This window comes from Dorea sp., from assembly GCF_977044405.1.
Window position 1 is genome coordinate 1 of sequence record NZ_CDRRQK010000041.1, and the last position, 14,186, is coordinate 14,186.

A 14,186-nucleotide genomic window follows, 5' to 3' on the forward strand; every position below is an offset into this window, starting at 1 on the left:
CAATAAAACTAAGCACATTAGAAACTCTTTTCTTTCTTCTTTTACTTCTACGATATTTCATTATAACCCTTCTTCTTCTAATATTCGGATGCTTTTTATATTCTCTTTTAGCAAATGCTTTATAATTCTGAGGTCTCTTTTTATATATTTTTTTCATTATTCCAGAAGTCACTTTATCACTAGCGCCATCATAAAAACATGAAAATGCTACTTTTCCAACTGTATTTTTCCAATTAATTTTGGGTTTTTTTACAGTTCTTGTTTTCACTGTTGTAACCACATAATTTGTTCCTTGATTTGCCACTTCACCTACAACGTTTCGAACAATAACCGCTCCGACCCCACTTCCCGGAATTAACGCGGTTATCCCAGCCGACACATAGCTTCCAATAGAAGAACAAGGTCTTAAGATATCAATGCCTCGCTTCCCTTTTTCGATATTATTTAATATATCTCCTACATACTGCGTTCCAACACCAACAGCAATTGCGGCTACCCAAATCTCACCTTCAACATCAACTCTTACAACCGGATTATTATCACAATATCCATACAGATTTTTATCATGAAAATCCTTTTTCACAGACAATGTATCAATACTATCTGCATTCACAAATCGACGCACCTTCGGATCATAATACCTGTCATTCAGATAATAGAATCCTGTCTCTACATCGTAGTAGTATCCTCTATAGCGAAATGGGTTCTTCTTCGCCAGGTCTACTCCTGAATTGTCTGTGGATACCAGTAGTTTTCCCCAGCTGTCATAGGTATATGTTACTACCTGTTTTCCGTTACTGTCAACGATTCCTGTAATATCTCCCTGCAGGTTTGTCTGGTAGAAGTAGAGCTTGTTCTTATAATCTACAGCGAATACGTTTCCTTTATCATCGTACAGGAAGTCCATACGTTCTCCGGCATCTGTTTTCTGTGCGATGACTGCGCTTCCGTTCAGATAGTAGTGTGTAGTTCCGTCTTTTCCAATCTTCTGGATTCTTCGTCCGTCGCTGTCATATACGTATCTGGTTGTATTGCCGTCTTTTTCTACCTGTACCAGTTCTCTTCCTTTTTCCCAGCTTAGTTTCATACCCAGGTAAGTCAGTGGATTTCCCATATCATCGTAGGTAACTGTACTTCCGTTATAAGATGTCATCTGGTCTTTCCATGCGTTGCCGTATGCGTAGCTGTCGGTCAGTACCAGTGTCTGTTTTCCATCTTTTACGGTGTACTTCTTATATTTCAGCAGGTTACCTCCGGCATCGTACTCATACGTACGGATGCTTCCTTCTTTTTTGTCTTCTTCTTTGATCAGTTGGTTCATCAGATCGTATTCGTAGACGAATCTGCTTACCGGCTGACTGTCGGCTCCTGTTTTTTCCAGTACTTCTGTGATATTGCCGACTCCATCGTAACGGTAGAATGTCTCTACACCGTCACGCAGTACGGAATTTACCAGTGCTGTCGTGGTTCCGTCTTTTTTACCGGATACATAGGTGTATGTCGTGTCTGAAGTCTGGCCTCCCGGGTAGGTAACGGTCTTCTTCGTGTAGCGTCCCAGTCTGTCATACTGATATGTAATCCTTTCGGTTCCGTCGATCTTCACGCCATATCCAAGACCTGGTTTCTGCTGTTTTCCGGCTTCGCCGTAGATATACTGTGTTCTGTGGCCTTTTTTATCCATGCGGCTGATGTTCTCTTTTACACGGTTCTTACTATCGTAGGCGATTCTAAGATTCATGCCGTCTGAAGATGTACTTCCATCCCGTCTTTATTGCGAATTGCAACCTTTTATTTCTTCTCACATCCCAAGCAAAATCTTCCAAGTCCTCTTCCCCACAATTCCGTCCTGCACCAGTCCATGTGCCTTCTGCAGATTCTTAACAGCCTTTTCAGTTCCGCTTCCGAAGATCCCATCAACTTTACCACAGTCATATCCCGTAGCATTCAGCTTCTCCTGCACCAATGCCGTCAGGTTCCCTTTCGCGCCTTTTCGTATCGTCGGGCAGCCTGCCAGTGTGTTCTTTCCGGCTATTCCATCAACTTTCTGACTGCTAAAGCCTTGCTTGTTGCATTCCGCCTGCACTCTTGCAATCCAGGAATCAGTATCTACGGATAGCTTCGTATGATTGCCGGTTGTCCCTGCCGGATTGTCCGTAACCGTTTCCTTTACCGCTTCATCCCATCTCGGAATTCCGTATCCCATAATGTATGCGGAATTCACATCAATCTGTCTGTCGCATAACATATCGTTCCGATTTCCTTCTCTTACGACCAGCGTATTCCCATTACGCACAATCACCGTCCCCACATGATCTGAAACCTGATCATGATTCCAGTCATAATATACGATATCTCCCGGCTGTGGATTGTAGGCATCTGCCTGCCGGCCCGTCCATCTTCCCCATTGTTTAAATATCTGGATTCCGGTTGGGCAATAGCAGGTATTTGGCACGCTTCCGGTATTGCCGGAGGCATATGCTGCCGCTGATACGGTGGCATGACACCATGGGTCTGTGTGACTCATCTTATACGATCCTGCCGGGCGCTGTGAATTATAGATGTCAATGATGATATCATCCTGATTCTTTGCTTCGCTGTAGCCATACCATTCTTTTAATTTATCACTGTATTTTTTCCATCCCATTAACCCTCACCTCCCGCACGCTTCTGTAAAATATCAATTGCTTTGTTGATTGTATCCGGTAATGGCACTCCCATCAGGCCTGCATTTTCTACAAGGGAAATGGTTTCATTGGCAATGAATGCTATGATCACTGCATTTCTGATATAATCCGTCCCAATGACCAGATCCAGCCGGTATGCGATCAGTACAAATACCAGCGCCATTCCTTTTCTGCACAGCCCTTTCCATCCGGCCTTGCTCTCAAGTGCCCCGGTAGCTGTCTTAGGGCTGTTCTTAAATACTCCGGCAACCACTAAGCCGGAAACATAATCTAATCCCATAAATATCAACAGTGTTGTAAGTCCTGCATCCCATCCGCCAAAGAAGGATGCGATTACAGAACTGATTACACCTAAGATTGTACATATTAGTTGTTTCATGTTATCTGTCCTTTCTTTAATTTACAATGTTCTCATATTTATTCTTTTTACTTTTATCTGTTTATAACTACAACCGCCATTACCAAGAGATGATAATGGCGGTTGTATATAATACACTTTCAATCTTTTATTTCAAAATGTTTTATAGCTACTTTTCAATAGCTCATATTAATCTTTTTTATATTTTAATTTCTCACCGCTTTCATCTCTACTTTCTCTAGATTTTGAATTTTTCTGTTATAGTTTCAAGCTCTCTTAACCCAGGCGCACCTGTGATCTCCACGCTCTCATCCGAAATATGTATATATGCACAAACTTTTCCCTCATCAATATTCCATATAACCGGATCCTCGTCATGCGTAAATGTATCCCATGCCAGATCACTTCCTTCTGTACATACAGTTATATACATTTCCTTATTCTTAAACACATCTGTATTTACCGTATCTCTATTCAATTCCGGTAATTCCATTGCACATAGGCCAGGTTCCGAATCTTCCCAATAATGGACCATCTTATCCTTATTAATTCCTTTTACCTGATCCTCACTCATAATTATTGCAAAGACTTTTTTATCTTCAGACATTTGCATTAATATTTGCAGCAAAATGCTATAATCTCTTTCCGTTTTTAGATTTTTAATTTCCACAAATTCATACCGTTTATTTTTCTCATGTCTGACTTCTATTTCTTCCTCAAACTCCATATTTTCATAAGTCCGAAGTTCCTTTATAAGACGTGATCTTCGATAGTACACAACTTCTACCATCTTTCCTCTTTTATAAATTTCTTTAAAGACCTTTCCTTTAAATACGCCTCTGTATACAGAAGTTTCTTTTTTCCGTTTTACCACCTTCCATAAAGCATTTCTGTCAATTGCTTCTATAAAGAATAAAGACGTCAGCCGGCAATATATCCAATTTATAATTGAAAATACGATCTTGTTTTCAATGGTATTTTGTTCTACATCAAACCAGAGTTTTCCTATCACCCATTTATTATTATCAACAAATCTGGGATCTACTTCATATGCACCTGCAAGTCCGGTCCACCTTCCCTGTTCTTTTGTTTGCATTTTCTGATACTTCATACGGCGTACTTCTGTTCCGTCTTTTATATCTAAAAGTAGATAAATAATATATTTCAGATTATATAAACATGCAATGGCCAATATTATGCCAAATATACCACCTATAATATGATCAACTATTCCAAGACCTTCTTGATCAAAACATAATATGCTCATTATCCCAAATATAATTATTTTTACTATTTGTTCCAGAACTAAATAGCCCAATTTCCCTGCTGTCTTTTTTCTCTTCATTTTAATACCAGGTTGCTGATAATGATCAGCAACCTTTTCCTTTATCTTTTTTTCAATTTTCTTTTTATTTTGCGTAATACCGAGCGTATTTTTCTTCGATGCACCCTCGCGACTCTAACTCCAAAAAGAATAAAACTCCTTTTTGATGGTTTTGTTTGCTTTACAGCATGTGATACTATTTCTCCTCTTAGATTTTTTAGCCTTGCTTTTGTCGCAATTCTTTTAACCATTTGACCTTCTTTTATATATATTTTATAAGTTTTTCTCATACTTCTATAGTTTGCAATATTTTCTACATGTTTCGCCGCTGCTTTTATATCTTTACCAGTTCTGGTTCCTGGAACTACACTTGCTGCCACATCAACCACAGCATAAGTAACATCATATACTGTTATTTTTTGTTTTGTTTTACTTTTTTCCCATAAAGAATATCCTTCCGCCGCTAAAGTAACTGTTCCCTGACCAATTGCCTGTCCCACTGGTCCCAGACCACTTCCAGCTATGGCTCCTGATACAAAACCTGTTACTGCGGATTCAGCCAAGCCATCATACCACGCATTTCCACTCACTTTATTTTCTAAAACTGCTGTAGCCATTCCAATCGCTGCTGACACAGCTCCAGCTGCTAATATATGCCAAAACTCACCTTCATCATCTCTACGCGACACCGGATTGTTATCACAATACAGATACAGATTCTTTCCATAGAATTCAATACTCATCATCAGATTGATGTTATCATCCGCAGAAAGCATTCTTCTTGCCTTCGGATCATAATACCTGTCATTCAGATAATAGAATCCTGTCTCTACATCGTAGTAGTATCCTCTATAGCGGAAGGGGTTCTTCTTCGCCAGGTCTACTCCTGAATTGTCTGTGGATGCCAGTAGTTTTCCCCAGCTGTCATAGGTATATGTTACTACCTGGTTTCCGTTACTGTCAACGATTCCTGTGATATCTCCCTGCAGGTTTGTCTGGTAGAAGTAGAGCTTGTCTTTATAATCTACAGCGAATACGTTTCCTTTATCGTCGTACAGGAAGTCCATACGTTCTCCGACATCTGTTTTCTGTGCGATTACTGCGCTTCCGTTCAGATAGTAGTGTGTGGTTCCGTCTTTTCCGGTCTTTTGGATTCTTCGTCCGTCGCTGTCATATACGTATCTGGTTGTATTGCCGCCTTTTTCTACCTGTACCAGTTCTCTTCCTTTTTCCCAGCTCAGTTTCATGCCAAGGTAAGTCAGTGGATTTCCCATATCATCATAAGTAACCGGATTTCCGTTATAAGATGTCATTTGGTCTTTCCATGTGTTGCCGTATGCGTAGCTGTCGGTCAGTACCAGTGTCTGTTTTCCATCTTTTACGGTGTACTTCTTATATTTTAGCAGGTTGCCGCCGGCATCGTATTCATAAGTACGGATGCTTCCTTCTTTTTTATCTTCTTCTTTGACCAGCTGGTTCATCAGATCGTATTCGTAGACGAATCTGCTTACCGGCTGACTGTCGGCTGCTGTTTTTTCCAGTACTTCTGTGATATTGCCGACTCCATCGTAGCGGTAGAATGTCTCTACACCGTCACGCAGTACGGAATTTACCAGTGCAGTCGTGGTTCCGTCTTTTTTACCGAATACATAGGTGTAGGTTGTGTCTGATGTCTGTCCTCCCGGATAGGTAACAGTCTTCTTCACATAGCGTCCCAGTCTGTCATACTGATATGTAATCCTTTCGGTTCCATCGATCTTCACACCGTATCCAAGACCTGGTTTCTGCTGTTTTCCGGCTTCGACGTAGATATACTGTGTTCTGTGGCCTTTTTTATCCATGCGGCTGATGTTCTCTTTTACACGGTTCTTACTATCGTAGGCAATTCTAAGATTCATGCCGTCTGAAGATGTGCTTCCGAGGATACGGCCGATCAGGTCATGCTGATAATCATACGTCAGCTGATTACGTTCGTCTATATGTCTTACGACATTGCCATAGTTATCGAAGATATTCGTATAGAGTTTCTCTTCGGTTCCGTCTGTATGGACAAGGTACTGGCTGACCAGACGTTCTTCGGAATCGTATACATTGCGGATGCTTTCTCCGGTTGCGTATGTGGTTCGGTCTTCCAGTCCGTCTTTATTGCGGTAGGTTATTTTCTCCACTGCTTTTCCGGCGATCGTCATCTGGTTCTGGTTGCCATAGATGTCATAGGTATAGCCGTAGTCCATGCCGTTTCTGCGGATATTTTTGATCTTTTCTCCGTCGTAGGTATAGACGATATCATAATCTTTTCCATTCATCTTCCGTACGACGCGGGTCATCTGGTCTGTGTTTGGATCGTATTCATAGGATGTGACACCGCCTCTTGCATCGGTGCAGGATTTTAAGAGTCTGTTCTTCGCATCGTAGGTAAATGATGTCTCGTATCCTCTGACATCTGTAATCTTTTTGATCTGTCTTGCGTCGGAGGTGTATTCCATTGTGGATTCCATACGGTCACTTACGGATTCTATAATCCACCATTTATTTCTCTGTACTGCTCCATGTGCAGTCAGTATGACATCTGTTCCATTTACATAGGATCTGTCCATAACATCCAGTGCTACATTGCCGTCTTTGCAGACAATGGCATATCCGGTTCCTTTTCCTGCTTCGATCTCTTCAAAGCGGAACATCTGATTTGCCGCATTTTCTTTGCGTTCTTCCAACGCCAGACGTTCGTATCCTTTACTGTTCTTACCAGACTTTGCGATAACCATTCCCGGTGCATGCATTGGTGATAACTGATAATAACCATTTCCACATGATTTCATCCGGTATTGCTGGTTTCTGCCGCCATTAAAATGATCCTGTGCAAGCGGTGCTCCTGCTTCTGTCTTTGCAAAGTATACATCCAGATACTGTCCGCTATGCATTACGCGTAATGTTACGATCTTATTATTTTCCGGTTTTTCAGAAAGTGTTCCTTCATCTACCGGTTCCAGATACCAGCACTGGTTGAACCAGTAATTACCAAGCGTGTGGCTTGTGATCTTCTGTCCCTTAGCTGTTCCTTTTTCATAGTTTGTCAGTCCTTTTTTATCCTTTGCAGCTTTTGAAGTGATCTGATAACTTCCGTCTTCCTGCGGTGCCAGTCTCCACTTCTGTGCATCACTCATATTGTGCTGGTGGATTGCTACCGTGGCTCCTTCTTTGTCGGATGCATCCAGAAGATCCACATTGTATCCGGCATGTTCTGCAAGTTCGAACTGCAGATATCCATCATCACATTGCTTCAGCTTCCATTTCTGTGTACCGCTTCCGCTGTACTCCTGTAAGATCAGTGGAGTTCTGGATTCTACTTTCTGCCCTTCTACATCCAGATATAATCCGGAATATTTTTCTCTCAGATAGTAGATCCGTCCCGGTGTTGCCGCATCCATATTTTTACCGCCGGATGCACGCATTGCAGTTGGCTGTCCTTTGGCATTGTAGTCAAACATGTAGCTGACACCTTCGGAGTTCGATGCTTTTTTCATATGGTTCTTGCTGTCATAGCAATATTCGAACTCTGTTCCGTCGATACCTCCAAGCTTGGTAAGCATTCCGTTTTTATTGCTTACAAAATGATCTTTTTCAGCGGCACTGACCGCATTGATCAGGTTCCCTTCATCGTCATAAACATAACTTTCGCTGTCATCTCTTACAAGCTGTACTCCTTTGAATAATGCCTGGTCGATCTGGAAAGTATAATGTAAGAAGATATGGATCGATTTGTACGTTGCATTTGTTCCTGTATCATCATCGCTGGTACTAAAGCTTCCGCTTACAAACTGCCATCCCTCGATATTCGGATTACATGCGAAATGATGCCACTTCGTTGGTGCATTGTCATATAAGACTGCCGCTGATACCGCATATCTCTTATCCGGGATTCCACAACCTTTGACCCAGCAGCTCAGGTTATAGATATCTCCTTCTTTTCCGGTAATATTTACCTCCTGCCAGAATACAGGGTTCTTATCGCGCTGTCCATGGATGATAAAGCAACGGCCTTTGTCATTGGTCATCACCGTCTTTCCACCGCTGATATCCTCATTCTTCTTCCAATAATCCGGCATATCCCCGGTCATCCAGTCGCAGCCTGGATTGGTGATAAGGTTTAATTTATTGACTGCTTTTCCAGACTCTAACTGTGTTCCACTTACATAGACCTGTCCGGTACGTCCGAATAATCCGGCGAACACCGTTACGGTCTCTTTCTTCTGAAGCTTAAATGTCAGCGCCATTCTCTCCCATCCGTCATCCACGGCTGTGTCTGTATCTTCTTTTAACAGTTTTGCACTTACGTTACGGCTTCCGTCTGCATGAAGGATTCCAAGCCCTGCACCGGTGCTTTTACCTACTACTCCTTTCGACAGTCCTGTAATCTTCATGTATGCAGAAAATGTATAGGTACCGGCTTCCAGTGTCACATCCTGGCAGATACCTTCTTCGGAATCTGCATCTGTTTTATTCAGATATGCGCTCTTGGTTCCTGCGTATCCATCTTTTCGTACGATGCTTGTCTTTATCTTATCTGCGATGCGGTATCCGTACCATCCTGCGTCACCTTTTTCCGGGTCAAACAGATGGTTTCTTAATAATCCATAGATCGTTTTCTGTGTGGATCCGTCTTTGTGGAGCTTATGATTCTTCATTCCGGTTGTGTAATATTCATACGTATTCGCACATCCATCGCTGTCAAGGATATCTGTCGGACGGCCCATGTTATCAAAATGATAGATCATCTTCTGATTGTCTGCGGTCTGACTGAGTTCTCCGTCCAGTCCCGGTTCTTCAAAGATGGTTGTATTACCATTTTCATACGAGATCTTCATCTCCTGACCGACGGTCTGATTCTCTCCGAATTCGGTAATCTTGCTTACTCTCCAGATCCGGAAATCCTGTGTGTATTCATATCGGATTCCGTATCCTTCCGGTCCCGTTACCGTTAACAGTCTGTGGCTTCCATCATAGGTAAATGTGGTCTTCTTGCCGTCTGGATAATGGATTGCGCTTAAGTTTCCTGCGCTGTCGTAATCATAGTGAATGGATCTTCCTGCTGTATCTTTGATCTCCAGAATACGTGACAGTGATGCGTCCTGCTTATATACAATATCAATCCTTGCGCCCGTTGCATCTGTGATATAGTCGATATAGTTCTGGGATGCATTTGGCTCATATTCGATCGTAACTTTATTGCCATCCAGGTCTTCGATGAATCGCAGGTAACCGTCTCCGCCAAAGATATATTTTGTCTTGTCTTTCCCTTCCATAGTCAGATAATGATCATAGTCGGGTCCTGACGTTGAGGTAATCACCAGCCCGAGGCCGTCTTCATCTTTTATTTTATTACCATCCGTTGTATCTTTGTAGAAATAATGTGCCGTTCCATCTTCATCGGTATATTTATATGGATAATCATTAATTCCACTTGAAACAACTCTCTGCAGACAGCTTAATGTCCATCCATAACCAAGTCTTGATGGTGTGTCTGCTTCACTTAGGTTATAGACATGTTTGACTTCTGCCATTAAAGGACCGCCTTCGGTCTCAACATCCGGATGGATCCAGACTACGTTACCTGTGTAGTCGTTGGTGTAACCCATTCCGCCACGGCCGGCTGCCTGTTCGTGATAGCTCTGGTAATCTTCCAGGCCTGTTACGTTGCGGTAGTAGAAGACGCCGCTTGGGTACTGCTTAGAAGAAACCTTCGGATGATCAGATGCATAAAATCTTGCATATGCATTCTTGGAATCTCCCGGTTCTGACTCATACTGTGAACGTATCATGATTCCATTATTGACGCCTGTGTTATACCACTTTCTTGCAAGTTTTGTTACATCGAATCCAATTGGTGTAATTGTTGTAGTATTTCCACTTGTTACCTGTCCTACTTCTTTATAGTCCAGTACCGTTCCAGCAACCGCTGGCTGGTTATTCCATCGTACACTTTTTTCATCCCATGTTCCAGTAATTTCCTGTGCTAATAATGGAATCTTGGTGTATACACTTGCGGAATATTCATACTGCCAGATATACATCTTTGCTGCGTATAGAATGGAGCCTTTTCCGATGTCAGGAAGATTACGGAATCTTAACAGCGCTCTTAACTTTCCATTTTCATATGATCGTCCTACCACGAAAGAACCGTAACTAAATACTTTTTCTGGATTTTCAGATACTTTTCCACCTGAAAATACATATGTATCTTCAATAATGCTATGTGGTTTTTCCGTCTCCGTCATCGGATCAATGACAACCGGATATGCCCTGTCTTCTTCCAGAAGCCACTCTTTATCCGGGATTACCGATACTTTACTTCCTTCTTCAAATGGCTCCGCCTGAAGTACTACTTCTGTTGACAGGCATCCATTGTTATCGTACATATATGGTTTTTCAAACCAGAAGACTTTTTCTTCATCTTTGTAAAGTCCAAGGCTTCCATCTGTCTCCGTCTTCATCGTAAGTCCCGGATGCTGGAATGTGAATGTCAGCTCCTGTTCTGCTGCTTCTTTTGTCTTCAGACGGATGTTCTCCTTAATCTTCTCTCCCTGTATGATATAGTGTACATCCACGTCTGAAAGGATGTTTTCATAGATTCCTTCCCCTGCCAGATGTTTGACACCCATATGTGCACGGATGACTTCATCCTCTAAGGTTCCCGAGTCTTTTTCTAAGTCTTCCTTATCTGTATTCTCTGACTTTCCTGCCGTTGTTCCGTCATCCGTGATATCAGCATCTTCTGACTTTTCTTCGGTTTCTCCTTCAATATCTGTGCCTTCTGATTTTGCTTCTGTGTCCTCCGCAACATCTACATCTTCTGACTTCTCTTCGGTTCCTTCTTCTGCAATATCTGTATCTTCTGATTTTACTTCTGCTGATCCAGCTTTCTCACTTCGGATGCTATCATCTGCTGATACTTCATCACTTGCCAGCTCGTCTGCTGATGTAGTTCCCTCTTCCGGCTCATCTTCTGATGCAGCCTCCTCTTCCGGCTTCTGTGTCACCTCTCCGGGATCCTGTGGGAATTCCGGTTCCGTCAGGACTCTGAATCTGCATGCTTTCTTTTTTGCTCTTTTCTTTCCTGTGCTTTCTGTCGCGATCTGGTCTTCTTCTGTGTCCAGTTTCCATGATACTTTCAGCCCGTTCTTCTCCACACTGACCAGATCGCCTGTCCCTGTTTCTCCGGCGAACTTAACTTTTACGTCGGATGCTTTGTTATGATATACCTCTCTTCCTTCTTCTGTAACTGCTTCCAGACGGTTATCGATATCTTTCCATTCCCCGTCTTCTTCATAGTGTACCGGTCCCGGATATACGGCTGCTGCCACTCCTTTTTCATTCATCTGAAAATATTTGACACACCGTTTTCTTTTGCCGGTAAGTTCTTGTAATAATCTTTCCTTCATCTTGTGTTTCCTCCTGTTGATATATGTTTCTGACATCCGGTACATGCTTCGCAAATAGCTGCAACTGACAACTTCTTACGCATGCATGGCAATGAAAAACTGTGCGCACTTAAAATCTTTTTTCATGCCTTGTTCCTTTGTCTGTCATTATCATATATCGAACAGATGTTCTATTTGTCCCCGATTTTCATTTTGTACAAATAGTGGAAAAATAATCTCCGGTAGCCATAGAAATCCGTCTTGCCTACCGGAATCCTGCCAAGCTCCAGATCGTATTCCAGCTGATCATAGCTCAGGTCCTTCGTTACACTTTTCAAAATATATGGGCCTAATTCCGGACTTGCTTTCCCGGCTGCTTCTTCAATCATCCGGCAGTCTTCTTTTAATACACCTCTTTTCTTCTTCTCTCCGTACTGCATACAGAATGCTTTCAGTTCTTTTTGCAGGTTCGGCGAGATTCCATAATCTTTCCAGGTTACATTTCTTACTCTTACTTCTCTATTCATGCTGCGCACCTCCCTTTTTAGAGTGTGCCTGAAAAATATTTTCTGCAAAATATACTGTAAAGTGGGATATATAGATTGCAGAAATATTTTTTCATGCATACTCTGGTTATATGTTCGTTATATACCAGAACATACGTTCTGTCAAGATGTATTTTTATACAGCATATTTTTATACAGAGCCTCACATCTTATGAATGCAGAGAACTACAAAGAACTTTCCGCCGGCAGCTTCTCTTCCACACTTTGGCACAAAAAAAGGAATACCCGGCGTCCATAACTTCGCTCCCGCAAAGTCATGTTATGACACTGAGTATTCCTGTGTTTCTAAAAAAGCTTTATTCTACATTCATTATTCTCTTTAATATTTATTCTCTCTAAAATATCTTTCTTATCCAGTCCATCCTACACCAGTCCAAATATTACCGCCAGCAATATTACAATCGCATTCGTCACCGTCTGTACCGGTACAGCCTTCTTACAATAATGCTGTACATCCGTCTCTGCCAGTGCACATCCAAGATATGTAGATGAGTTTGTCGGTGTTGAACTTGTTGCCAGTGACAGGTTGCATACAAATGGTGCAATGATTGTCACTGCAGGGATTCCAAATCCTGCTCCGATAGAGATAAATACCGGATACATCGCATTGAAGATCTGGAATGGAATGAAGTAAATGATAACTACACATAACAGCAGTAAGATAATGTGTATGTACTCCAGCATGAACTTCGGACAGATCTTAATCAGTCCGTCGGAGATGGCTCCTACCATTCCCGTATTGTTGAATACTGCCTGGTATACAGAAATTGCAAACAGCATTACAATAATGTTCAGATACATCGGTCCTACTTTACCAAATATCTCACCAAAGTTCTTTGGATAGTTGATCATGGCTGTTACAACGGTTGCTACCATGAATACAAGATATGGTGGAACGCTGAATACACCAAGTACTACCATGAACACGATGAATAAGATCAGGTTGATCCAGAAAAGTTTTGGACGTCTGTATGGATTTTCTTCTGTTTCTTTTTCTTCCTGTTCTACATTTTCTACAACTGCACCAAATGTTCCTACACGTTTTTTATGTTTGATTCCGAAGTATACCCACTGAAGGATGATTGCCGGAATGAAGCATAATGCCCATGGAATAGATGCCTTTGACAGTTCATTGGCTGACAGTCCTGCGGAAGATGCGGTGTATGCCATTCCGATTCCCCATGGGATAAAGCACATTGCTGACATTGCTGTCTGGGCAATGATAAATGCTGCCTCTCTGTCGAAGTCAAATTTCTTATACAGCGGTACCAGGATCGGGAATGTGATCAGGTATGCCGGTGTAAAGTTTCCTGTCAAAATCGCAAATGCTGCAATTACAGATGTCAGAATCATGATTACGATAACATTCATCTTATCACCAAGCTTATTTGTCACCGCTGATACGATGGTGTCAAATACTCCGGCTTCTGTAAGCATCTGGAAATACAGGAATGCAAACAACAACATGAATCCTGCCGATCTCATGATCGATCCAAACTGATCCAGTACGAAATCACTTGTCTCCTGCAGGCTGAATCCCAGAAGCAGTGAACAGATGATAGGTACGATAAACAATACAAAGGTGACATGCTCCCACCACTTAAATCACAGATTTTGAAGTGAGGGCTTCTTGCTCAATGGCTCTACTGAGCCAAGTATCTACAAGCTATCCTCGCGTGCCCCGCGATTCATTTTTACCCAGTTATGGGATATTTTCATTGTCTGGATACAGACACTTCCCATTTATCCTGCCAACAACATACGGCGTGCTTCTTCACGTATATTGATTGCCGCATTCAGATCCCGATCTATCCGATTTCCACATGTACAAAGATA

7 protein-coding genes are annotated in these 14,186 nt (G+C 42.0%); all 7 read right to left on the bottom strand.

Translation table 11 applies throughout. The features are described from left to right. Positions 1–1,738: RHS repeat domain-containing protein (locus ACWJAF_RS13175; protein ID WP_448864558.1), on the bottom strand; the 1,738-nt coding region annotated here is incomplete at its 3' end. Positions 1,739–1,798: 60 nt separating this feature from the next. Further along, positions 1,799–2,644: a peptidoglycan-binding protein gene (locus tag ACWJAF_RS13180; protein WP_448864559.1), complete on the bottom strand. Its 846-nt coding sequence runs from the start codon at positions 2,642–2,644 to the stop codon at positions 1,799–1,801. Next, positions 2,644–3,063 carry a phage holin family protein gene (locus ACWJAF_RS13185; protein WP_448864561.1) on the bottom strand — a complete coding sequence of 140 codons (420 nt, stop codon included), beginning with the start codon at positions 3,061–3,063 and terminating at the stop codon, positions 2,644–2,646. The genes ACWJAF_RS13180 and ACWJAF_RS13185 overlap by 1 nt, the downstream gene beginning before the upstream one ends. A gap of 217 nt (positions 3,064–3,280) precedes the next feature. Beyond that, entirely contained in the window at positions 3,281–4,387 is a 1,107-nt protein-coding gene (locus ACWJAF_RS13190) for a hypothetical protein (protein WP_448864563.1), read from the bottom strand. Positions 4,388–4,428: 41 nt separating this feature from the next. Next, a complete protein-coding gene (locus tag ACWJAF_RS13195; RefSeq protein WP_448864565.1) occupies positions 4,429–11,805 on the bottom strand; it encodes an RICIN domain-containing protein in 7,377 nt (2,458 codons plus the stop codon). Between the two features lie 170 nt (positions 11,806–11,975). Continuing rightward, positions 11,976–12,311: a hypothetical protein gene (locus ACWJAF_RS13200; RefSeq protein ID WP_448864567.1), complete on the bottom strand. Its 336-nt coding sequence runs from the start codon at positions 12,309–12,311 to the stop codon at positions 11,976–11,978. Between the two features lie 402 nt (positions 12,312–12,713). Further along, a complete protein-coding gene (locus ACWJAF_RS13205; protein ID WP_448864569.1) occupies positions 12,714–13,925 on the bottom strand; it encodes an SLC13 family permease in 1,212 nt (403 codons plus the stop codon). Positions 13,926–14,186 lie beyond the last annotated feature (261 nt).